General features: G+C 40.0%; 19 protein-coding genes. 10 read left to right on the top strand and 9 right to left on the bottom strand.

Annotated elements, in window-relative coordinates; genetic code table 11:
* Positions 1–22 precede the first annotated feature (22 nt).
* On the top strand, positions 23–1129 hold the full coding sequence (locus GN303_RS06620) for an HlyD family secretion protein (RefSeq protein WP_110438371.1): 1107 nt from the start codon (positions 23–25) through the stop codon (positions 1127–1129).
* Positions 1126–2706: a DHA2 family efflux MFS transporter permease subunit gene (locus GN303_RS06615; protein ID WP_110438370.1), complete on the top strand. Its 1581-nt coding sequence runs from the start codon at positions 1126–1128 to the stop codon at positions 2704–2706. Before GN303_RS06620 ends, GN303_RS06615 begins: the two co-directional genes overlap by 4 nt.
* Here GN303_RS06615 and GN303_RS06610 read toward each other — a convergent pair whose 3' ends face one another.
* From GN303_RS06610 to gpmI, 4 genes are all read right to left on the bottom strand, one after another.
* Positions 2707–3174, bottom strand: coding sequence for an RNA pyrophosphohydrolase (locus GN303_RS06610; protein ID WP_110438369.1), 468 nt, complete (start codon positions 3172–3174; stop codon positions 2707–2709).
* Between the two features lie 10 nt (positions 3175–3184).
* Positions 3185–4744, bottom strand: a complete 1560-nt coding sequence (locus tag GN303_RS06605; protein ID WP_110438368.1) for a S41 family peptidase — start codon at positions 4742–4744, stop codon at positions 3185–3187.
* Between the two features lie 117 nt (positions 4745–4861).
* On the bottom strand, positions 4862–6007 hold the full coding sequence (locus GN303_RS06600) for a murein hydrolase activator EnvC family protein (RefSeq protein WP_110438367.1): 1146 nt from the start codon (positions 6005–6007) through the stop codon (positions 4862–4864).
* A gap of 318 nt (positions 6008–6325) precedes the next feature.
* Positions 6326–7852, bottom strand: a complete 1527-nt coding sequence (gene gpmI, locus GN303_RS06595; protein WP_110438366.1) for a 2,3-bisphosphoglycerate-independent phosphoglycerate mutase — start codon at positions 7850–7852, stop codon at positions 6326–6328.
* Between the two features lie 366 nt (positions 7853–8218).
* Here gpmI and msrB point away from each other — a divergent pair, with 366 nt between their 5' ends.
* The gene (gene msrB, locus GN303_RS06590) at positions 8219–8602 is read left to right on the top strand and encodes a peptide-methionine (R)-S-oxide reductase MsrB (protein ID WP_110438365.1); all 384 of its coding nucleotides are present in this window, start codon (positions 8219–8221) and stop codon (positions 8600–8602) included.
* Between the two features lie 5 nt (positions 8603–8607).
* Here the strand turns inward: msrB and GN303_RS06585 are convergent, their stop codons facing one another.
* From GN303_RS06585 to greA, 3 genes are all read right to left on the bottom strand, one after another.
* Positions 8608–9783 (bottom strand): MFS transporter, encoded by a 1176-nt coding sequence (locus tag GN303_RS06585; protein ID WP_110438364.1) that lies wholly within the window; start codon positions 9781–9783, stop codon positions 8608–8610.
* A gap of 360 nt (positions 9784–10143) precedes the next feature.
* Positions 10144–11346 (bottom strand): threonine ammonia-lyase, encoded by a 1203-nt coding sequence (locus GN303_RS06580; protein WP_110438363.1) that lies wholly within the window; start codon positions 11344–11346, stop codon positions 10144–10146.
* 18 nt (positions 11347–11364) lie between these two features.
* The gene (gene greA / locus GN303_RS06575; RefSeq protein ID WP_110438619.1) at positions 11365–11838 is read right to left on the bottom strand and encodes a transcription elongation factor GreA; all 474 of its coding nucleotides are present in this window, start codon (positions 11836–11838) and stop codon (positions 11365–11367) included.
* A 144-nt stretch (positions 11839–11982) separates the two neighbouring features.
* Between greA and GN303_RS06570 the strand changes: the two genes are divergently transcribed.
* On the top strand, positions 11983–12549 hold the full coding sequence (locus GN303_RS06570) for a chorismate--pyruvate lyase family protein (RefSeq protein WP_110438362.1): 567 nt from the start codon (positions 11983–11985) through the stop codon (positions 12547–12549).
* Positions 12550–12571: 22 nt separating this feature from the next.
* Here the strand turns inward: GN303_RS06570 and carB are convergent, their stop codons facing one another.
* Together carB and carA are read right to left on the bottom strand one after the other, a co-directional pair.
* Complete coding sequence (gene carB / locus GN303_RS06565; protein ID WP_110438361.1) at positions 12572–15820, bottom strand: carbamoyl-phosphate synthase large subunit; 3249 nt, start codon at positions 15818–15820, stop codon at positions 12572–12574.
* Positions 15821–15830: 10 nt separating this feature from the next.
* A complete protein-coding gene (gene carA / locus GN303_RS06560) occupies positions 15831–17222 on the bottom strand; it encodes a glutamine-hydrolyzing carbamoyl-phosphate synthase small subunit (RefSeq protein ID WP_110438360.1) in 1392 nt (463 codons plus the stop codon).
* Positions 17223–17368: 146 nt separating this feature from the next.
* Here carA and GN303_RS06555 point away from each other — a divergent pair, with 146 nt between their 5' ends.
* The 6 genes from GN303_RS06555 (at position 17369) to rplI (ending at position 23485) form a co-directional block, all read left to right on the top strand.
* Positions 17369–17824, top strand: a complete 456-nt coding sequence (locus GN303_RS06555; protein WP_110438618.1) for a GatB/YqeY domain-containing protein — start codon at positions 17369–17371, stop codon at positions 17822–17824.
* A 17-nt stretch (positions 17825–17841) separates the two neighbouring features.
* Entirely contained in the window at positions 17842–19668 is a 1827-nt protein-coding gene (gene dnaG, locus GN303_RS06550; protein WP_110438359.1) for a DNA primase, read from the top strand.
* A 254-nt stretch (positions 19669–19922) separates the two neighbouring features.
* Positions 19923–21878 carry an RNA polymerase sigma factor RpoD gene (gene rpoD, locus GN303_RS06545; RefSeq protein ID WP_110438358.1) on the top strand — a complete coding sequence of 652 codons (1956 nt, stop codon included), beginning with the start codon at positions 19923–19925 and terminating at the stop codon, positions 21876–21878.
* A 264-nt stretch (positions 21879–22142) separates the two neighbouring features.
* Complete coding sequence (rpsF, locus tag GN303_RS06540) at positions 22143–22625, top strand: 30S ribosomal protein S6 (protein ID WP_110438357.1); 483 nt, start codon at positions 22143–22145, stop codon at positions 22623–22625.
* 3 nt (positions 22626–22628) lie between these two features.
* Positions 22629–22904 (top strand): 30S ribosomal protein S18, encoded by a 276-nt coding sequence (gene rpsR, locus GN303_RS06535; protein WP_110438356.1) that lies wholly within the window; start codon positions 22629–22631, stop codon positions 22902–22904.
* Positions 22905–22918: 14 nt separating this feature from the next.
* Positions 22919–23485 (top strand): 50S ribosomal protein L9, encoded by a 567-nt coding sequence (gene rplI, locus GN303_RS06530; protein ID WP_110438355.1) that lies wholly within the window; start codon positions 22919–22921, stop codon positions 23483–23485.
* Positions 23486–23515: the final 30 nt, after the last annotated feature.

Genomic DNA, 23515 nt, shown 5'->3' with positions numbered 1-23515 from the left:
TTATCATTGTGGATGGACATTTATGACAGCGGATACAACTGACTCGAAACAGGATCTTGATTCATCTGAAGAAAAAAAATCCACCAATCCCAAAAATAAAAAAAAGGCAATCCGGTATCTAATGTTTTTCATTATGATCATTGTTGTCATTTTAATTGGTTTATATTGGTGGTTTACACGTAATGATGTTAGTACGGATGATGCGTTTACCGCCGGGCGTGCCATTACGATCGCACCGCATGTCAATGGTTACGTGACTGAATTATTGGTCAATGATAATCAGTTTGTCCATAAGGGTCAGGTTTTGTTGAGGATTGATGCAAGGGATTACAAAGCATCTCTTTTACAGGCGCAAGGTAATTTGGAAAGGGCAAAAGCTCAGTATCTTGCCTCACAATATTTATTGGAAGTTGCAAAAAAGAATTATCCAGGTCAGCTAAAAGTTGCCGAGGGACAACTGGAAGCCGCGAAAGCGCAATTATTCAAAGCCAAAACGGATTATGTTCGTCAACATAATATTGCGCGTCCTGCTACAACCCAGCAGGCGATTGATTATGCCACTTCCGCTTTTAACCAGGCAAAAGCGGAAGTGGACAGAGCTGAAGGTAATTATTTAATTGCCACTCCAGTCGAAGCCAATATTGGCAATGTCAAAAGTAAGGTTTCTGATCAGGGTGGGGCTGTTAAGGCAGCAGAAGCACAATTGGAAACGGCCGCTTTAAATGTTGGATGGACTGAAATCAGGGCACCGCATGATGGATGGATTTCCAAACGTAACGTTGAGCAGGGCAGTTATGTAACCGTTGGTCAATCCCTTTTATCCATAGTTGAACCAGAGGTTTGGGTAATTGGAAACTACAAGGAAACACAGATTACCAATGTTCGTCCGGGTCAAAAGGTTAAAATTGAGGTGGATGCATATCCATTTATGAATCTAAAGGGCCATGTTGATTCAATCCAGGCAGGAACGGGATCTGTCTTTAGTGCTTTTCCACCAGAAAATGCTACGGGTAACTATGTTAAGATTGTACAGCGTGTTCCTGTTAAAATATTGATTGATGAAGGACTGGATCCCAAGGTTCCCTTGGCCATAGGTCTTTCAGTCGTGCCAACGGTTTACACGAAATGAGTCAATCCGCTACCTTAAATACCGTAAAAGAGGAATGGAAGCCAAAACATAATCCATGGTTAATTGCCATTGTCGTAACTCTTGCCGCTTTTATGGAAATTCTGGACACGACAATTGTCAATGTATCTTTGCCCCATATTGCCGGCAGTTTATCAACAACCTATGATAATGCGACTTGGTCATTGACCTCCTATCTGGCGGCTAACGGAATTGTTTTAACAATTTCGGGATGGTTAGGAAGGATCCTTGGACGAAAACGTTATTTTCTTATTTGTATATTCATGTTTGCCGTATCTTCTTTTTTATGTGGTATCGCGAATAGCTTGGCTCAGCTCGTTTTATTCCGTCTAATGCAAGGATTTTTTGGAGGGGGGCTTCAACCAAACCAGCAATCGATAATTCTCGATACCTTCCCTCCAGATAAACGGGGGGCAGCTTTCGGACTAACGGCAATTGCCACTGTGGTTGCACCTGTATTGGGTCCATCCTTGGGCGGTTGGATCACGGATAGTTATTCCTGGCGGTGGATTTTTTTTCTTAACGTTCCTGTCGGTATTATAACAGTGTTTGCAGTGGCCATGCTTGTTGATGATCCGCCATGGGCCAGAAAGCGTAGTGAACGAATTGATTATATTGGAGTCAGCTTAATAACGCTGGGACTTGGTTGCCTGGAAATCATGGTGGATCGTGGGGAAAATGCTGACTGGTTTGGTTCGGGTTTCATCTGTTGGTTGGGTTTTTTTTCCGTAATTGGTATCATAGGCGCAATAATATGGCTTCTTTATACTGAAAATCCTGTTGTTGATCTAAAAGTATTCAAAGATCGTAATTTTGCAATAAGCTCAATTTTAATGGCTGGATTGGGTGGATGTCTATATGCATCAGCTGTAATTGTTCCACAATTTACGCAGCAGATTATTGGATACACGGCTTTTCTTTCGGGATTGGTTCTGACACCAGGTGGGATTGCCATCATCATTTTAATTCCTGTTATTGGCAAAGTGATCAATGTTGTTCAAATACGTTATGTAATAGCGATGGGTTTTTTCCTATTCGGCTGCGCGTTGTTTTATTCAGCCAACTTGGTGCCAAATTCGGATTTTTTGCATTTGGTCATGTACAGGATATCACAATCGGTTTGTCTCGCTTTCCTATTTGTTCCTCTCTCAACTATTGCCTTTATGACAATTGAAGAAAAATATAATGCAGATGCTTCGGCATTGTTTAGTATGACAAGAAACGTATTGGGGGCCTTATGTATTTCTGGAGCAACAGCTTTAATCACTGAAAGAAGGCAGGTAAATCAGGCACACATGGTACATTGGATGTCTCCTTTCCATCAGCCTTTTAATGATTATTTGGCACATATGCGTGCAGTGGCTCAGCAATTGGGATATGCAACACAGGATCAGGCAGAAACAGCCATGAAGTATCTTTATCAGGATTTCATTAAACAGGTGGCAATTTTGGCCTTTAACGATGTATTTATGATTTTAGGTTGTTTGGCTTTTCTTCTCGTACCATTTTGTTTTTTTCTGGATGGCTATACAGCAAAGAAAAAAAAGGCAGATAGCTAATTACATGTATTTATGAAAATATTCGGCTATTTTTTGATAAAGATCATGTTTGAACCCGGTGTTGATTTTCGCCAATTCGGAAAATGAAATCCATTTCCATTCATTGAACTCTTTTTCATTATGGGTATTTAGATCAATATCGCTATCTTTCCCCAGAAATCTAACAGCAAACCATTTTTGGCTTTGTCCTTTATACTTACGTTTAAGAGGATTGCCAATTATATTGGATGGGAAATCATAGGATAACCATTCGGGATATTCCTCCAGAATTTCTATGTTACTTGTACCAATCTCTTCCAACAATTCACGTTTAAGCGCTTCTTGCGGGGTTTCATTTTTGTCGATCCCACCTTGGGGAAAGGCCCATATCCCATCTTTTGCCAGATCATGGCGTAATGCAATGAAAATTTCCCCTTTTTTGTTAAGGATAAAAGCTGCAACATTACGACGATAAGGTAGGGCTTTCATGATAAAATCCTTATTTGGAATGGATAGCAGGATGATCAGGAACAGACTTGTCCTGATGATTGGGCTGCTTTTGTTCTTGTTTTGAAGAATTGGCTTTGTTATCGTTGGAAGGTTTTTGCTGAACGGTGTTTTTACCTTTACTGTCCAAAGAGGCCGATTTTTTTAATGGGATAGGAAAAGGTTTATCATTGGATAATCCGGCCATGGATCTTATAACTTTTAGACCCTGTTGTAGCTGGAAATCAGTTGAGGGGTTCGTATAATCAAATTTTGCCCAATCTTTAGGAGGCTGGGCCGGTATTGATTTCGCAATTGCAGGTAGATCATTTCTGATGGGAGCTTTGGTTTGGTTTCCGCCTTCATTTTTGATAATATGATTTAGGTCAGCTTCACGAATGCTAAATTCTGGTGCATCGTAACTATCTTGCACCTTGATATCGGGGCTGATACCCAACCCCTGGATTGAACGGCCAGATGGTGTGTAATATCGCGCTATCGTTAGGCGGATTGCACCATTTCCAGGAATAGGCATGACAGATTGAACAGATCCCTTACCAAAGGTTTTTTCCCCTACGAGGACAGCACGATGATGATCTTGCAGGGCTCCAGACACGATTTCACTTGCCGATGCTGAACCTCCATTAATAAGAACGACAATAGGCAATCCATTGGTAATATCTTTCCCCTTGGCATTCCATCTTTGATTATCCTTAGGATTGCGTGCTTTGGTTGAAACAATGGCACCTTCCTTAATGAAATCCCGGCTGACAGAAATAGCCTGATCAAGTAGCCCGCCTGGATCATTACGAAGGTCAATGACCAGACCTGCAAGTTTATGGTTGCTTTCTTTTTGTAGTTTATCAAAGGCCTGACGCATATTTTTCTCTGTTTCTTCGTTAAACTGAGAAATTCGAATATAGCCTATACGATCATAAAGAGCTGACTTTATTACTTGAATGTGAATGATTTCACGGATCAGGGTTACTTTAATAGGTTTCGGTTCTTTCAGACGGATCAAAGTCAGGGTGATTTGTGTTTTAGGTTTGCCACGCATTTTATCGACGGCTGCATTAAGGGTCATTCCGTCAATATTTTTGCCATCAATCGCAATGATATAATCCCCGGGTTTTATACCGGCCCGTGCGGCAGGTGTTCCATCAATTGGTGAAACTACCTTAATATGCCCATCATCTTCTTGTACCTCCAAGCCAAGGCCACCAAATTCACCTTTGGTTTGAATCTGCATGTTGGCAAATTGTTTTTCCGTCATATATGAACTGTGGGGATCAAGTCCTGTCAACATTCCATTCAACGCATTGGTGATCAAGTCCTTGTCCGCAACAGGCTCAACATAGCCGGCTCGAACGCGTTCAAACACATCTCCAAATAAGGTGAGTAAGCGATAGGTTTCAGCACTGTTATTTTGTACCTGATCTTTTTTTACATCTTCGGCCAATGCTTGAATGGTCAGTTGGTTATCCGACCGTATCCAATTTTGAATCTGTGGTCCCAATCCAATGCCAGCGATAAAAAGTGTCGTACCTAGCAATAATCCTGTACGGAACTTCATGCTGATTTTCTCCTAATACTTGATCCTAAAGTGGAAATGTTAACCTGTCTTTTATAAATAAAATCATGTTATATGTTAAGAAATATCTTTACCATTATAAAATTAAATGAAATTATCTTATAAAAAAGGAGATGGATTGATTGCTCTCTCGCCCCGTCGTAATTGCACAAAAAGGGTGGGACGTCCGGTTTTTCCGCCTGACCAGGCCGGCATTTGACCGATCATAATCCCTTTTTGGATCGATTGTCCAATGGCTACGGATAAACTATCCATACCAGCCAACACGAACCGGTAGCCTTTTCCACAATTCAGAATGATCATGTGCCCATACCCTCTAAAAGGTCCAGCGAACTCGATTAATCCGCTGCAAGGGGAACGGACTGTTGCTTGAGATTGGGGGGCATAGGTAATTCCCTGCGCTGGACCAGTTTCTGTTTTACTTCCCCATAATGAGACAATGGGTCCGATGACGGGTGCATTGGCCTTGGATGTGGTTCTTGAATTGAGACCAGGACCGTTGTTGGCTGATGAGATCATGGCTGACTCTTTTCGTGCTTTCTGCAATCGTGCCATATTATGTGCTCTTTGCGCGCGGATAATTTCAGCTTTTAAAGCGCGTTGTGCCCTGATTTTTGTTAGATTGATCTGTCGAATTGCATCATTAAGACTTTGCGCCTTCTGAGCTGCATTAGCGGCATTCTGGGAAATCTCAAAAACCGTTTTGGCAGATTCCTGTTGAGTGATGCGGGCCTGCTTTAAAGCCTTGGTTAATTGATTTTGTTCATTTTCCTGTTTTTTGTGAAGTTGGGCAAGATTCGTGATCTGAATTGTAAATTGATTTTGTAGCTGATTGATTTCCTCTTTATGTTGCTTAAGAACTTTTGCCTGATTTTCCAGCTGCTTGGATAGGTTCTGTATGATGGACAAACCTATTGTTGTATGAGAGGATGGCGAAGGCGCCGCGAGTAATGTATCTGAGGGATATAGGGATAACCGTTCAATTAAGGGGAGGAATTTGGAAAAATTTTTTGATTCGTTTTGCAACTGTATATTCAAGGTTACAATCTTAGATTTCAGATTTGTTATTTCCTTGTTAATTTCCTGAATTCGGGTTTCGGTTGTCTGTAGTTTTTCAGTTGCCTGAACCATATTGTTATTGATTTGATGCGTTCGCTTTTTATCTTGCCGGGCTTTTAAAATTGCACGTTGTTTTTCTTTTTGAATAGTTTCCAAATTTGAATTTATTTTTTCTTTTTCTTTCAAAAGCTTTTTTTGTGTTTGTTCGCTTTTATTCAGAATTTGCTGTAATCTCGTTTGCTTTTGCTCTTGAGCACAGGCATGATGGGGTAATCCGGTAAGGAAAATACTTATCTGGATTATAAATATAAAAACATGAAATTTAAAAAATGAAGATAAATGACAGAGTTTCAGAACGGCCTCGATAAATTCAATTTATGTAAAAATATTCAATCATTGATATATTAAAATTTTACAGTGATAAAATGAAGATCATAAAAAACCTTTAGAATGAATTATTCTAAAGGTTCGTTAATGACATGCAAAACTCGGTTGATAAATATTTTATTCTTTGATCAGCACTTTACCTGTCATTTCCTTGGGCTGTGGTAAATTCATCAATTTTAAAATCGTTGGTGCCAGATCTGCCAAACGACCGTCATGCAGTTGAACATTTTCAACACCGTCAAGGATAACGGGAACTCTGTCAAGCGTATGTTGAGTATGAGGTTCACCAGTTTTTTCATCAACCATCATTTCACAGTTTCCATGGTCAGCCGTAATAATTAGGGCTCCATGTTGTTTCCTGATGGCTGGAACAATTTTTCCTATAGCTTTGTCAACCGCTTCAACCGCTTTAATGGCAGCATCAATCTTACCTGTATGACCCACCATGTCAGGATTTGCGAAATTGACAACGATCAGGTCATATTTTTCACTGTTGATGGCATTTACAACTTTTTCAGTTAATTCGGGTGCCGACATTTCAGGTTGAAGGTCATAAGTTGCAACTTTTGGAGAGTTGACCAGAATACGATCCTCGCCAGGGAAGGGGTCTTCACGACCACCATTCAAGAAATAAGTGACATGAGGATATTTTTCCGTTTCCGCAGCCCTGAGCTGTTTCAATCCAGCGTTGGAAACGATTTCACCCAGAACATTGGTTAATGTTTCTGGTGGGAATAGCACGCCCATTTTCTTGATTAATGTATCGCTATATTGTGTCATCCCCAACACTTTAGAAAATTGGACGGTTTTGGTACGTTTAAAACCTGTAAAATCAGGTTCCAATAACGCATCCATTAACTGACGGATACGATCAGCTCTGAAATTAAAGGATAAAACGGCATCTTGATCCTCCATTCCCTTATAATCACCAATAACTGTTGGCACGATGAATTCATCGGTAACTTTTTGATTATATGATTCAGAGATTGCAGCTAACGCATCCGTTTTGTGAGGACCCTTGCCCTCTACAATAACATCATAGGCTTTTTCAACACGATCCCAACGTTTATCACGATCCATTGCATAATAACGTCCTGAAACAGTGGCAATCTTTACATCCTTTGGTAGTTCATTTAAAGCCGTCTCAATATAGCCCCTCGCAGATTCAGGAGGAGTGTCACGTCCATCAGTAAAGACATGTAGTGCAACTTTAATGCCATAATCGTGTAAGGCCTTGGCCAGACCAATGGCATGTTCCTGATGGGCGTGCACGCCTCCTGGTGAGAAAAGTCCGAGTAAATGGCAAGTCTTGCCATTTTTCTTCAGGGTTTCAACAAAATCCTTAAACAATGGTTTTTTCAGAATGTCTCCAGTTTTAATGGCATGGGTAATTTTTGGAAGTTCTTGCATAATGACACGGCCAGCGCCGATATTCATATGTCCGACTTCAGAATTTCCCATTTGTCCATGAGGCAATCCAACATCTTCATTACTTGCATCAAGAAGAGCATGTGGAGAATTTTTAAAAAGTGCATCAATATTGGGAATACTGGCATTGGCAATAGCATTATCTTTTTTATTTGGGTTATACCCAAATCCGTCAAGGATTGTCAGCATAACGGGGCGATATTTTTTTTGAGTCATTTTTATGTCCTGTTTATTTGTTCATGGATCGTTTTGATTTTCGTTTTTGATGAACGTTATATAGTTAAAAGTTAGTTAAGTAGATGAATGAATGCAATCAGAATTTAAATTTTATCAATGATTGACTATGATCTTATAAACTAACCATATTTTGGAAAATCATAATATTATGATTCATAATCTGATTTCATGGGGATATTTATTTAATGCTTGAAATAATATCAGTAATTTTAACGAAATTATATAAAAATAATTAATAAATATAAGTATAATTGTTTAAATAAATTAAAATTATTTATTATTATTGAAATAATTTGTAAATAATAGATTTTTTTATAAAAAATTAAAAATATAAAGGTTTTAAAAATGAAAAAAGAGAATTCATGGATGATGAATCTAACTCCAGAGCAATTACACGTTATCAGAGATCATGGTACTGAAGCACCCGGCAGCAGTCCTTTGAATTATGAATGGAGAGAAGGGGTGTATCAATGTATTGCCTGTCATGCACCCCTGTTCAAGGCAAATATGAAATTTGAAAGTGGTTGTGGCTGGCCATCTTTTTTTTCTGTAATAAATGGTGCGATCGAAACGGAAGTAGATACAAGTCATCATATGAAAAGGATTGAGGTTCATTGTGCCAGATGTAAGGCACATTTGGGTCATTTGTTTCAGGATGGACCTGCGCCAAATGGGGAAAGGTATTGTATCAACGGGATCGCACTCAATTTTGAAAGACAAATAAAATAGTTCATTTAGCCAAAAGATACGTCTTTAGTAAAAACCAACCAGAAAACCAGGGCACAAAGGGCAATCAGTGAAAGCGTGAGAAAAGCCTGATCATAACCATGGTATTTTGCTATTGTTCCTGCAAGATAATGACTGCATGATGCGCATAATCCCTGACATGTGAAGATAATGCCTAGTCCCGTATTAAATCGTCCTGATCCTTGCATTATCTTGGCAACGATTCCAGGGATGGCAACACCGATCAGACCAGCACCAACACCGTCAAGAATTTCGGCAGGAAGCAAAACAAGGGGATGTTGAATTGTTCCAATCAGTAATCCTCTTGCAGGTAGTGCAACAAGGGCTAAAATAAGCAGAATTCTATATTCATGCCGTTTTGCAAAAAACGCGGCAAAAATGGCCATTGGGATCATTGTTGTCTGAGCAATTATGATCGTCATGGCGGTATAGGATCCCGGTTTATTGATAATATTTTTTGCGACCATTGATTGACTTAAAAGTGGAAGCATCGCTGCATTGGCAAGATGGAACAAACCGATCGTAACAGCAAGAATAAAAAGTTTTTTATTTTTTAAGAGTTTGAAAAAGGGTTGGGGACTGGTTTGGTTGACATTTAATCCCCGTGCAATTTTATTGTCAATTTGTCTGGATGGGATTAATGCAAGGGCTGTAATAGCCAGGAATGCTGAACAGCTCATTAAAATAAAAATAGCCTTTAATCCAAAATAATAACTTGCTATTCCGGCTATAAGGGCTGCACAAGCATTTCCTGCATGGTTAAATGATTCATTATACCCAATTTGTTTATCAAAGAGATCGGGTCCCACCAATCCCATTGTTATGCTGACTGTTGCTGAAATAAGGGTTGCTCCGGCAATGGCAATTAACATTTGAGAAATGATTGTCATTGGCAGATTGGGATAATGATAGATAAAATAGCAGCCGATAATGATACTGATTGTGGCAATAATACCTATATTTTTTTTGTAACGAATATGATCAATCAGCATACTTACGGGTGTGGTGATGATTATGCTGGTTAACCCAGCCAATGTCATGACAAAACCGATTTTATTAACTTGCCAATGATTTTGCTGCAGAAACACACCTAGGAAAGGTCCTAAACCGTCCCGAACATCGGCTACAAGAAAATTAAACAGATTAAGAAAATAAAGTGGCATAAAATCTTGAAATTGTCATTGTTATGAAGAATTGATTATATATGATTTATTTTCTTTAAAAAGCGGCTTAAAAGAAATAATTAAGTTTAAAATTACTTTATTTGGTGAATACTCAATATTTTATAAATAATTTGATGAATAATAAAAGTAATTTAAAAGTGTTATAATTAATAGTATTAATTTTTTATATAAAAGTTTAAATATGACTATGAATTTATCAAAAAATATTTTTGAATGTTTAATTCAACAGCTTTAAATAAATTTTAAAATAAATGTTTATACAGGATTTAAAATCATTGAATTAATTAAGGTGATTGAATACGAATTGGTTGAAATATATCCGTATTCAATCAATTCAGACTAAATTCTTTCGACAGTATATTTTTCTCGAAGACTTTGTATAATTTCCTCTGCATGTTCTGCACTGCGTGCTTCCGCCATAATTTCGAGAATGGCCGATTGAACGCTTGAGGTCGAGAATAACCGTTGATGTGATACCTCTATGATATTTCCACCCTTTTCAGTTCCAATAATGTGGGAAATGTCAGCCAATACACCTGGACGATCAGGAATTGAGAATCTTAGACGTAATAGTCTTCCTTCCCGTAGGAGGGTTCGAAGTAGGGTGTTGGCCAATATACGTGTATCAATATTTCCCCCGCTGATGGGAAAGGCAATATTTTTACCCTTGAACCGTTCTGGATAGGTTAGAATGGCAGCCAGACCACTTGCCCCCGCTCCTTCGGTAATTTGCTTGGCATGTTCCGCTACAAGGGTTATAGAATCCTCAATGGCCTCCTCTGGGACGGAAACGATATCTTCCACATATTTTTCTATGACTTCAAAAGGATAAAAACCTAGTTTGCGAACGGCTATACCTTCCGCAATGGTTGCACCGCCAGGTGGTTTTAACGCTTTATGAGTGGCAAAGGAATATGAAAAATAACGATCGCTTTGAACTCCAATTATTTTTGTGTAGGGTCTTAAAGCGGCAGTTACAACAGCACATCCTGAAATCAGTCCACCCCCGCCAACGGGAACAATCAGGTAATCAAGATCTGATTTTGTATCCTCGAAAATTTCCAGTGCCAATGTTCCCTGTCCAGCCATGACTGCGGGATCATCATAAGGATGAATGAAAACACGTCCATCTTCCTTGGCGAGTTGATTGGCATATTGGGTGGCCTCGGTAAAATCTTCACCTTCCAAAACAATCTTGGCACCCCAGGCCGCAGTTCGGTTGATTTTTGTCACAGGTGTGAATTTCGGCATGACAATAATCGCATCAATGCCTAATAATTGTGCATGGCGTGCAACGCCTTGGGCATGGTTGCCGGCTGAAACGGTGATAACCCCCCGTTTTTTTTCCTCTTCAGTCAGCAGGGCAAGTCGGTTGGCAGCGCCACGTTCCTTGAAAGAGCCAACGGCTTGAAGATTTTCAAGTTTCAAGGTGATATCTGCATTTACTCTTTTTGACAGGGACTGACAAAATAGGGTGGGAGTGCGGATAATATTTTTATTTATCCGTTGCGCCGCATCATGGACGTCGTTAATTGAAATCATAATAGTATAAATCAGGGGTTAAGCGTAGATAACATCAAGGATTTCATAAGATCGATCTCCCCCAGGTGCAGGGACAGAGATCGTTGCTCCTTTTTCCTTACCGATCAGAGCTTTGGCCAAAGGGGATGAAATTGACAATAGACCTAATTTGATATCGGCTTCATGAAGTCCAACAATTTGAAAGGTGGACTCTTTTTCTGTTTCTTCATCAATCAAAACAACTTTTGCGCCAAATTTAACAGTGTTTCCTGATAAGCTTGATGGATCGATAACCTGAGCCGATGAAATTATCTGTTCAAGTTCCAGTATGCGTCCTTCAGTAAAAGACTGGCGTTCACGCGCCGCTTCATATTCTGCATTTTCAGAAAGGTCGCCATGACTGCGTGCCTCAGCGATCGCACGTATAATTTCTGGCCTTTCTTTATCTTTAAGTCTGCGTAGCTCTTCTTCCAGACGTCGTAGCCCTTGAGCCGTCATTGGAAATTTTTGCAAAGTTGAATGTCCTTTAAGAAACAAATTAAGAATATTATATAAATACAATTGTTATTATAAACATATTTTTCTATAAAGAAAATTTTTGTAGCATATTACATTATTTTATTTCTAAATCAATTCTCAATCTCTATATTTGATTTCATGTATCATAAAAAGTTATGCTGGGCAGATCACTCCCGATGGAAATCCCGTCTTTCAAAACATGAAGATGAATGGCTGTTTAATTCGGAATCTTTGACAAAACGGTTAATTCGTTTAAGTCAAAATCAATTTTCATTAAAGCGTCTGTCTGAACAAAAACAAAAAATCAGGGAAGATGAATGCGGGATATTAGAGGTTGGTTATCCAAGTCTGAAACAGGTCAGGCAGGTTGTTTTGGAGGGACAAGGTCAAGCCTGGGTATATGCCCGTAGCATTATCCTGTCCAAAGGGGAGGATTGCAGGGGAAACCTTTTTCAGGCAATTGGCAATAAACCGCTCGGATCTATATTATTTCAAAAAGATCTTTTTGAAAGATCAAAAATTGAAATAACAAAATATCCTAGAGAATTCTTGCCAATAGATTATCGCCATGTTGATTTATGGGCAAGAAGATCGGTATTCATTTGTTCCAGTCAATCAGTACTTGTGCAAGAAGTATTTTTACCGGATTTATGGAAACATATAGTTAATAAAAAAAAGCAGGTTTATAATAATCACCTGCTTTAATTAAGAAAATAACCTTAGAATTTTAATGATTAAAATAAGATTGCAGCGGGGCCACGTCCAGTTTGCCTTCACGCAAAGCTGCAATGGCATGGACGGCGGCGGCGGCACCTGCCATAGTTGTATAGTGGGGTATATTATGGGTCAGCGCGGAATGGCGTATGTCGAAACTATCGGCGGTTGCCTGTGCACCCTGAACAGTATTGATAATTAGCTGGACTTCTCCGGAAAGGATCGCGTCGACACAGTGTGGACGACCCTCCAATACCTTATTAACCACCTTGGCTTCAATACCAGCATTCTTTAAGGTTTCGGCTGTTCCACGTGTGGCCAGAATTTTAAATCCCATTTCTATCAGTTTTCTGCCCAGAGGCAATAGAGAGGGGCGATCACTATGACGTACCGAAAGGAAAACATTGCCTGTTAAGGGTAAGGTTACACCGGCACCCAATTGAGATTTTGCAAAGGCACGTTCAAATGACGTGTCAATACCCATGACTTCACCTGTAGATCGCATTTCAGGGCCGAGAATGATATCTATATTGGGAAACCGTGCAAAGGGGAACACCGCTTCTTTAACGGCGACATGACCACTAACAGAACGCTGTTTCAACGAAAAGGATCTCAATTTTTCCCCGGCCATGATTCTTGCCCCAATCTTGGCAATGGGTACCCCGGTTGCCTTTGCAACAAATGGAACAGTTCTTGAGGCGCGTGGATTGACTTCCAATATGAATATTTCATTATTCTTGATTGCATATTGTACATTCATCAATCCAACAATCCCCAAAGCTTTTGCCAGGGTCGTGGTTTGTGCCTGCAATTCTGTTACCAGGGCGGGTGAAAGGGTGTAAGGTGGAATAGAGCAGGCACTGTCACCAGAATGAATGCCGGCTTGCTCGATATGTTCCATTACGCCGGCGACATAGACATCCTCTCCATCGGCCAGACAGTCTACATCGGTTTCAATGGCATCATTAAGATATTGGTCAATCAATAATGGGCCGGAAGATACATCGACACCAGCAGAGGAAAGAACCTCATTCAGATAACGATGCAGACTATTTCTATCATGGACAATTTCCATGGCTCGTCCGCCCAGCACATATGAGGGGCGAATAACCACTGGATAACCGATTTTTTCCGCAATTATTTCGGCATCTTCGGCATTATGAGCAATTCCATTTGACGGTTGCCGTAAACCAAGTTTTTGTAACAGGGCCTGAAAACGTTCCCGATCTTCTGCAAGATCAATAGCATCCGCTGGAGTACCCAATAGGGGGATGTTAGCTTCTTCCAGTGCTTTGGAAAGTTTAAGTGGCGTTTGTCCACCATATTGCACGATACATCCCTTTAAGACCCCTTTTTCCTGTTCGCGACGAATAAGCGCAATGACATCTTCTGCCGTTAGAGGTTCAAAATAAAGACGGTCAGACGTGTCATAATCGGTTGAGACAGTTTCAGGGTTGCAATTGACCATAATGGTTTCATATCCTGCTTCCCTTAAAGCATATGAAGCATGAACACAGCAATAATCAAACTCAATGCCCTGTCCAATACGATTGGGGCCACCCCCCAAAATGACGATTTTTTCACGATCAGTTGGATGGCTCTCGCAAATTGGTGTATTAAAACCACCCTCATAGGTTGAGTACATATAAGAAGTGGAAGAGGCAAATTCACCAGCGCAGGTGTCAATTCGTCTGTAAATTGGATTAACGTTGAGTTTTTGACGATATTGCGCGATTTCCTTTTCTGATTTTTGTGTCAATTCTGCAAGCTGTTTGTCAGAAAATCCCATAGCCTTGATATTTCTTAGTTCAAATGGATCAGAGGGCAATCCGTTTTTCTCGATCTGATTTTCAACAAGAATAATCTGTTGAAGTTGTTGTAAAAACCATGGATCAAAATGGCAGGCTTCATGGATATTTTCCAGTGAGATTCCTGCACGGATGGCTTGAGCGGCCACTAGAATTCGATTGGGTCTTGGTTGGGAAAGAGCTGCACGGAAAGAATCTTCGTCACCATCTCCGGGAATGGTTACCGGATTAAGTCCCGTCAAACCGATTTCCATAGAACGCAGACCTTTTTGAAGTGCTTCCGGGAAGCTACGTCCGATAGCCATCGCCTCACCAACAGATTTCATGCTTGTATTGAGCAGGGCTGGGGTACCAGGAAATTTTTCAAAGGTAAAGCGGGGAATCTTAACTACAATATAATCAATGGTTGGCTCAAAAGAAGCAGGTGTTGTTTTGGTAATATCGTTTTTGAGTTCGTCAAGGGTGTAACCTACCGCCAATTTGGCCGCAATTTTGGCGATGGGGAAACCGGTGGCCTTTGAAGCCAGAGCGGATGAACGCGAAACCCGGGGATTCATTTCAATAATGACCATACGTCCATTTTTTGGATTCAGACCGAACTGAACATTTGATCCACCTGTATCAACCCCAATCGCTCTCAGGCATGCAATCGAGGCATCCCGCATGCGTTGATATTCTTTATCGGTGAGAGTCAGTGCCGGTGCGACGGTGATTGAATCCCCGGTATGAATTCCCATGGGGTCAATATTTTCGATGGAACAGATGATGATACAGTTATCCGCCTTATCACGGACCACCTCCATTTCATATTCTTTCCATCCAACAATACTTTCCTCAATCAGGACTTCTGTTGTTGGAGAGGCATCCAAACCCGCACTGATGATATTTTCAAATTCATCCGTGTTGTATGCAATACCGCCCCCAGATCCACCCAGAGTAAAAGATGGACGGATGACCACAGGTAATCCAATTTTCTTTAAGGATTCTCTTGCCTCTTCCATAGAATGAGCAATGGCGCTGCGAGGGCTTTCAATACCAATGGCATCCATGGTCTCACGAAATTTCAAACGATCTTCCGCCCGGTCGATAACATCGGCTTTTGCGCCAATCAGCTCAACATTATTTTTTTCTAGAAAACCTGATTTTGCAAGGGAAATGGCGGTATTTAAAGCTGTCTGTCCCCCCATGGTTGGTAAAATGGCATCGGGTTTTTCTTTCAGAATAATGCGTTCTACCGTTTCAGGAGTAATTGGCTCGATATAGGTTGCATCAGCCATATCAGGATCTGTCATGATTGTCGCTGGATTCGAATTCAATAAAATTACGCGATACCCTTCTTCCTTCAGGGCCTTACAGGCTTGGGCACCCGAATAGTCGAATTCGCAGGCCTGGCCAATAACAATTGGACCAGCACCAATAATCATGATTGATGATATATCAGTTCTTTTAGGCATATTGGTTACTCTATGATCTTTTATGGGAAGAGGAATGCTGATCCATCAATTCAACAAAGCGTTTGAAAAGATAATGGCTATCGGTTGGGCCGGGGCTTGCTTCTGGATGATATTGTACGGAAAAGGCCGGATAAATCTTTGAGGCAATCCCTTCGTTGGAATGGTCGAACAAATTGATATGCGTTTCGTGTACGGTATCGGGTAAGCTTTTTGGGTCAACAGCAAAACCGTGATTTTGGCTGGTAATTTCAACCTTGCCCGTCTTTAAATCTTTAACAGGTTGATTTGCCCCGCGATGTCCCTGATCCAGTTTGTAAGTTTTACCGCCCAAGGCATGAGCCAAAAGCTGATGGCCAAGACAAATTCCGAAAATTGGAATATTTCTTTTTAGCAAATCCCTTAAAACTGGAACTGTATAATGAGCTGTTGCCGCTGGGTCGGCAGGCCCATTCGAAAGGAAAACACCATCAGGGCTATAGCTCAATATTTCCTCAGTTGATACTGTAGCGGGAACAACGACAAGGTCACATCCGACATTGACAAGATTACGAAAAATATTATATTTTGCACCGTAATCAATGGCCACGACTTTATAGGCAGGCTTGTTTTGATTTTTTTTATCGCTTTTCCAGCACCAGACATCTTTTTTCCAGGAATGGGATTTTGGACAAGTAACCTCTTTTGCGAGATCCATTCCCTTTAATCCAGGCCATCTTTTAATTTCTTTCCGTAAAAATTCCAGATCAAAATTTCCGTCTTCAGGCCAAAAGATCAAAGCATTTTGTGGACCTTTTTCACGGATAAGGAGGGTAAGGGCACGAGTGTCAATTCCATAAATTCCTGTCACATTTTGCTTTTTAAGCCAGCTGTTTAAATGACTGGTCGATCTCCAGTTGGAAGGTTCAGTAATTTTTTCTTTGATGATCAGTCCTTTTGCAACAATTGTATCTGCCTCGTTATCATCGTCGTTAGTACCTACATTTCCAATGTGTGGAAAGGTAAAGGTAATAAGCTGGCCAGCAAAAGATGGATCTGTGAGGGTTTCTTGATATCCCGTCATTCCGGTAGAAAAGCAGATTTCTCCAAGGGCAAGGTTGTTTTTTGAAGAATGGGCACCAAATCCCATTCCCCACAAGACGGTTCCATCCTCCAGTAAAAGGATGGCATTTGCTTTTGATGGGCGTTGGGTCTTTAAGCTGATAGAATTATCGTTATAATTATTTTTTTCAGGTTGCAAATCTTTTAAAGTTAATCCTGTTGCTTGTATTATTGTAGCCCAGTGTTTAGAAGGAATGGCATGAGCCTGCTTCCATTTGCGAATTGCTTCGGTAGAGACTCTGGCAATCTTGGCCGCCTTTTCAATACCGCCGAGCTTGGAAATAACTGTGTTAATATCTGTCATGTCCCTAGACCTTATGTTGGACGAATATAATTATTAATATATGTATATAGGATTGGGAAAAAAAATCCCAGCACTGAATGTAAATAAATATGATGGGAATTTTTTTCCTTATCAAAAAATGCTATACTTTAAGAATGGAGAAAAAAATGAGTTTGCGTGAACGTTTTAAAGAAGAATTGAAAACCGCCATGAAGGCTAAAGAGACAGGCAAAGTCGCCACATTACGGATGATTGGGGCCAAATTGAAGGATCTGGATATTAATGCTCGTCCAAAGGGCATTGATCAGGTTGGCGAAGATGAAATTATCACAATGCTTAAAAGTATGGTAAAGTCCCGTCGTGAATCTATGGAAATGTACCAAAAGGCAAATCGTCAGGATTTGGTTGAAAAGGAGCAGGGGGAAATCACGATTATTGAAACGTTTTTGCCTGCGCAACTAAATGAAGATCAAATGCGGGACGTTGTAGATGAGGCAGTGGAAAAGACAGGAGTCTCGTCTATTAAGGAAATGGGCAAGGTTATGGGTTACCTAAAGGAAAATTATGGTTCTGTTCTTGATTTTTCTAAGGTAAACGGATTGGTAAAGGCTAAACTCTCTTAATTTATTTAGGGTGATTTGTGGCGTTTGATCAAAGATTTCTGGAAGAATTGCGGCAACGTATCCCGATTCATACCGTTATCGGACGGAAAGTAAAACTTACTCGTTCAGGGCGTTTCTGGAAAGCGTGTTGTCCTTTTCATGGGGAGAAAACACCTTCATTTTATATTTATGAGGATCATTTTCATTGTTATGGATGTGGTGTCCATGGTGATGTTATTTCCTTTGTTATGCAAAGTGAGGGAAGAACCTTTGGTGAGGCAATTAAAGAGCTTGCCGCGCTGGCAGGATTGGATATTCCTGAACAGACATATCAGGACAGGCAAAGGATTGAAAAACAGCATAGTTTATACGATGTTATGCTTGCCGCACAGGATTATTATCGTTTGGCCCTAGATACACCTTTGGCTAAGACAGGTAAGCAATATCTACTTGAACGTGGAATTCTGAAAGAAACTTTTGAAACGTTTAAACTGGGATGGTCTGGAGATGGTCGTGGAGGTCTTATCCATTTCTTAAAGGAAAAAGGATATGATCTTGAACTTATTGGAGAGGCTGGACTTCTACGAAAAAAATCTGATACTGAATGGGGTGGGGAGCTATTTTTTAATCGAGTAATTTATCCCATTCATGATCGTAAGGGTCGACCTATCGCTTTTGGCGGAAGAATTATTGGCGATGGACAGCCGAAATATTTAAATAGTCCAGAAACCCCTTTATTTTCAAAGCGTCGTACTTTATTTGGGCTAAATCATTTATCATCACTTTTTGTGAGAAAGGAGGTGGATCCATTATATAATACAGTTCTCGTTGTTGAAGGGTACATGGATGTCATTGCGTTATATCAGGCAGGATTTCATGGAGCGGTTGCACCATTGGGTACGGCTTTGACAAAAGATCAGATGGGTTTGTTATGGCGTGTAACCCCCGAACCCGTTCTCTGTTTTGATGGGGATAGGGCTGGGCACAAGGCCATGTTGCATGCAGCTGAGGAATCTTTACCGATTTTAACTTCTGAACATACATTGAATTTTTTGACACTTCCCGAAGGTGAGGATCCTGACAGTTTTGTTAAGAATCAGGGTGGAGAGGCATTTTTAAAGCTTATTCCTAAAAAACAATCCTTATGTGATGCCATATACGGGATTGTATCGGCTTATGTGGATATAAAATCTCCTGAACAACGGGCTGCGTTGAAAACGCGACTAATTTCAATTGCTCAGCATATTGATGACAAGATTCTGTCAAAGGAATATCGCCGTATTTTATTGGATCGCTTTTATCAGCAATTCTATCCAAAAGCCGACCGATATGGAACATTTGCAAAAAAAACTGATGTAAATTTGTCAAATCGGATTCAAAAAATTGATAAGGAACAGATTGATTATAAAAGGATTTGCATTTTATTCGCTATCTTGCTGCATTATCCAGAACTTCTTTTTTCTGTGGAGTCCGCTTTTTGTCAGCTATACTTGCCTACAAAATTTATTAAGTTGAGAGAATTTTTTGTTGGAATTCCTTTTGAAGGAACGACCTTAGATGATAGAATAAATTTCCTTGAAAAAGAGGGTTTTTCTGATTTAATTAATGCAATTAATGATGAATTTTCTATTTCTTCTTCAGATCAATTATCGCAAAAATTTGATTTACATTTAATTGAAAAACAATGGTGGCATTTCTATGGGTTATTGAATATTCAGGAACTTGAAAACCAGGTTGAGCTGGCTCGCAAAGCATGGGTTGAATCTCCAGATGAACAGCATCAGAATATTTTTGTCGCACGTGTAAAAGCCCTTGAAATTGCCAGGACAGGTTCAAATAACGAACAGGAGGATGATTTCTTATAATAATTGTTAGCTAGGGATATGATAAAGACTTGATTTATCTTTCCGTAGATATCATGTCTAATATATGTTGCTTTAGATTTGGCTGTAAATGTTGTTTAGTAATTCTGTATAGTATTCATCGTGCGAAAGTCAGTTTTGTGAGCCAATGTTAATATTAGCAAGCATATAAATTTTATAAATAATTTAAAGCATACCTTAAAGGTAAGTTTGAAGTTAAGGTTTAGGTAGAATTAGGAAGCTTTTTTGAGGCAAAAATGGCAGTCACAACACCATCTAAAATTGAAGAAAATTCAAGTGATAACGATACAAATGTTTTGGATACACAATCCGCTGTTGTAAAACGTTTGATAAGTAAAGGGAAAGAGCGCGGTTACGTAACTTTAGATGAATTGAATGCTATCTTGCCCCAAGATAAAATGTCTTCTGAACAGATTGAAGATGTTATGGCTATTTTTTCAGAAATGAACATCCAGATTATAGAGAATGAAGAAGAGGATGCGGATGGTGAAGAATCCGAAAATGAGTCAGATAAAGATGATTCGGAAGAAACGGTTGCAACTGAAACGAATACAGGTCGAACTGATGATCCCGTTAGGATGTATTTGCGTGAAATGGGGGCGGTAGAGCTTCTTTCGCGTGAGGGGGAAATTGCCATTGCCAAGCGGATTGAGGCTGGACGGAACCAGATGATTGGGGGATTATGCGAAAGCCCCCTGACTTTTAGGGCAATCATTGGGTGGTATGAACAGTTAAAAACTGAAGAGGTGCTGTTAAGGGATATTGTTGATCTGGAAGCAACTGAGAATGAATATGACCAGGTTGAGTTGTCAAATATGGATGATTCTTTGTCCGCTTCGCTTGATCATGATACTTCTGACGACAGTGAGGAGGAAAATGAGGATGGTGAGGAAACGGAGAGTGGCGCGGATGAAGAAAATAATCTTTCTCTTGCTGCTCTAGAGGAAAAGCACAAGGACGAGATCCTCAAACATTTCAGTGAAATTGAAAAGAACTATCCCAAATTGTATGAGTTACAGGCTCAGCGCTTGGAAACGATTCAGGCCGGTGAAAAACTTACCAGTAAATTTGAGACAAAATATGAGGCTTTAAGGGATAAGCTTATTGAAGAGGTTCAGCAAATTCATTTGCAAAGTAATAAAATCGAATTTCTTGTTGAACAGTTGAAAACGGTTTCCAAAAAGCTTGCCAGCTTAGAGGGAAGTATGTTGCGTGCAGCGGAAAAATGCAAAATTTCCCGTGATGACTTTTTATCAAAATATCATGGTCATGAATTGAATCCTGACTGGCTTGAAGCGGTTGGAAATTTACCTGGCAAATACTGGAAACTTTACGTTGAAAAATACGGTAAAGAAATTGGTCAATATCGTGATCAAATTGCCGAGCTTTCTCAAAAGGTGGGATTGCCGGTAACAGAATTTAGACGGGTTTTTTCTACAGTTTCGTATGGTGAGCGAGATGCGTCTCGTGCCAAGAAAGAAATGATCGAAGCGAATTTGCGCTTGGTCATTTCAATTGCAAAGAAATATACGAATTGTGGATTGCAATTTTTGGATTTGATTCAAGAAGGCAATATTGGTTTAATGAAAGCGGTTGATAAATTTGAATATCGTCGGGGATATAAATTTTCAACCTATGCAACTTGGTGGATTCGTCAGGCAATTACCCGTTCAATTGCCGATCAGGCTCGAACAATCCGTATTCCTGTTCATATGATTGAAACAATAAATAAATTAGTGCGGACTTCACGACAGATGCTGCATGAAATTGGCAGGGAACCAATGCCGGAAGAGTTGGCGGAAAAACTCGGGATGCCTCTGGAAAAGGTAAGAAAAGTATTAAAAATTGCTAAGGAACCTATTTCACTGGAAATTCCAGTGGGTGATGAAGAGGATAGCCATTTAGGGGACTTCATTGAGGATAAAAGTGCTGTTATTCCATTGGATGCGGCAATCCAGACAAATTTGCGAGAGGCGACGACACGTGTTCTGGCTTCCTTGACCCCAAGGGAAGAACGCGTTTTGAGAATGCGTTTTGGTATTGGGATGAATACAGATCATACGCTGGAGGAGGTTGGACAGCAGTTTAATGTCACACGTGAACGTATTCGCCAGATTGAGGCAAAAGCCTTGCGTAAATTAAAACATCCAAGTCGTAGCCGCAAATTACGGTCATTTTTGGATGATAATTAAGATCCAATAAGATTTTTTCAATTTGATACAACTCTTAAAATTGTAGTCTTCTATATAGATATTTTCTAATAAACAATAAGGAAACTAATTATTTATGGAAGATTATAGTTTATAGGACTTGCATTTTTTTATTTTTTATGGTTTCTAGAAATCTTCTTTCCTGCCAAGGTTTAACGGCTATGCCTTGGCTATACCCACTAAATGAAAGAATATATGCCAATAATTTTTTGGTAATTGGGTTGAAGTCAGCCGAAGGGAGATATTATGCCATTATATGAATGCGTGTTTATTGCACGTAATGATGTGACTCAACAACAAGTTGAAGACATTGCTAATGGAATTGCTTCTTTGATTGAAAATGAAGAAGGTTCCGTTAAAAAACGCGAATATTGGGGATTACGCAACCTTGCTTATAGAGTCAAGAAAAACCGTAAAGGTCACTATATGCTCTTGGGCATTGATGCTAAACCAGAAACCATCAAGGAAATTGAACGTCAATTTAATCTGAATGAAGATGTTTTACGTTTTCTGACCCTAAGGGTGGAAGAAATTGATGATACACCTTCTCCAACACTTTCACGTAAAGGGGATGAAAAGGAACGTAATTCAAATCGTTCTGTATCAAAAGCATCCGGTCGCTTTGACAGCGGTCGTAAACATGCTTCAGAAGATGAAGATGCTTCCGATCTGGTTGACGAAGAAGTGGTTGTTTCTTCAATCGAAGTTGAAGAGGATAGAGAGGCTTAATTCATGTCAGAAGAAATTCAGGTAAATATAGCTGCACGTCGTATTGCTGTTGGTGCTCGTCGTCCTTTTCATCGCAGACGCAAAACATGTCCTTTTTCATCAGCAAATGCACCAAAGATCGACTATAAGGATATTCGTTTGTTATCTCGTTTTCTATCAGAAAGCGGTAAAATCGTTCCAAGCCGTATTACAGCCGTATCCGCAAAAAAACAGCGTGAATTGGCACAGGCAATTAAACGTGCCCGTTTCCTCGCTTTATTGCCATTTGTTCAGGATTGAGGAGGAACATTAATATGTCTGCAACTGAAGTTATCCTACTTCAAAGAATAGCAAAATTGGGGCAAATGGGGGACGTTGTTAAAGTTAAGCCTGGTTATGCCCGTAACTATTTGCTTCCTCAAGGTAAGGCCATTCGTGCAACAGCGATAAATCGTGAACGTTTTGAGAGGGAACGTAGCCAGCTTGAAGCACAAAACATTAAACATCGTGAAGAAGCTGAACGCCTCTTGGAACGTTTGGAGGGACTTTCTGTAACGATTATTCGTCAGGCAGGCGAAAGCGGAAACCTTTATGGATCTGTTTCCGCACGGGATATTAGTGAAGGTGTTTCCAAGGAAGGGTTAACGATTTCCCGTCAACAGGTTGAAATTCACCATCCAATTAAGATGTTGGGATTATATCAGGTGAGAGTTCAACTTCATCCTGAAATCCATTTGGATGTTAAAGTTAATGTTGCCCGTTCCGTCGAAGAGGCTGAACGTCAGGCACAAGGTGAAGCAACCGCTGTGGAAGTTTTTGAAAATACACCACAGGATGACCCAACTGAAGCGGTTTCAGAGGAAAAAGCTGTTTCTGAATAAAACATTTTGAATATATTTTTTTTTCAAGGA

It is taken from the genome of Commensalibacter melissae, from assembly GCF_009734185.1.
Classification (GTDB): Bacteria; Pseudomonadota; Alphaproteobacteria; order Acetobacterales; family Acetobacteraceae; genus Commensalibacter; species Commensalibacter melissae.
The sequence above is the reverse complement of the archived record's forward strand: the minus strand, read 5'-3'. Positions and strand labels throughout refer to the sequence as shown.

Excerpts from the sequence above, each read along its gene's own strand:
- GN303_RS06620 (WP_110438371.1), top strand. The coding sequence starts at position 23 with ATGACAGCGGATACAACTGACTCGAAACAGGATCTTGATTCATCTGAA.
- GN303_RS06615 (WP_110438370.1), top strand. The coding sequence starts at position 1,126 with ATGAGTCAATCCGCTACCTTAAATACCGTAAAAGAGGAATGGAAGCCA.
- GN303_RS06610 (WP_110438369.1), bottom strand. The coding sequence starts at position 3,174 with ATGAAAGCCCTACCTTATCGTCGTAATGTTGCAGCTTTTATCCTTAAC.
- GN303_RS06605 (WP_110438368.1), bottom strand. The coding sequence starts at position 4,744 with ATGAAGTTCCGTACAGGATTATTGCTAGGTACGACACTTTTTATCGCT.
- gpmI (WP_110438366.1), bottom strand. The coding sequence starts at position 7,852 with ATGACTCAAAAAAAATATCGCCCCGTTATGCTGACAATCCTTGACGGA.
- msrB (WP_110438365.1), top strand. The coding sequence starts at position 8,219 with ATGAAAAAAGAGAATTCATGGATGATGAATCTAACTCCAGAGCAATTA.
- GN303_RS06585 (WP_110438364.1), bottom strand. The coding sequence starts at position 9,783 with ATGCCACTTTATTTTCTTAATCTGTTTAATTTTCTTGTAGCCGATGTT.
- GN303_RS06580 (WP_110438363.1), bottom strand. The coding sequence starts at position 11,346 with ATGATTTCAATTAACGACGTCCATGATGCGGCGCAACGGATAAATAAA.
- GN303_RS06570 (WP_110438362.1), top strand. The coding sequence starts at position 11,983 with ATGTATCATAAAAAGTTATGCTGGGCAGATCACTCCCGATGGAAATCC.
- carB (WP_110438361.1), bottom strand. The coding sequence starts at position 15,820 with ATGCCTAAAAGAACTGATATATCATCAATCATGATTATTGGTGCTGGT.
- carA (WP_110438360.1), bottom strand. The coding sequence starts at position 17,222 with ATGACAGATATTAACACAGTTATTTCCAAGCTCGGCGGTATTGAAAAG.
- GN303_RS06555 (WP_110438618.1), top strand. The coding sequence starts at position 17,369 with ATGAGTTTGCGTGAACGTTTTAAAGAAGAATTGAAAACCGCCATGAAG.
- rpoD (WP_110438358.1), top strand. The coding sequence starts at position 19,923 with ATGGCAGTCACAACACCATCTAAAATTGAAGAAAATTCAAGTGATAAC.
- rpsF (WP_110438357.1), top strand. The coding sequence starts at position 22,143 with ATGCCATTATATGAATGCGTGTTTATTGCACGTAATGATGTGACTCAA.
- rpsR (WP_110438356.1), top strand. The coding sequence starts at position 22,629 with ATGTCAGAAGAAATTCAGGTAAATATAGCTGCACGTCGTATTGCTGTT.
- rplI (WP_110438355.1), top strand. The coding sequence starts at position 22,919 with ATGTCTGCAACTGAAGTTATCCTACTTCAAAGAATAGCAAAATTGGGG.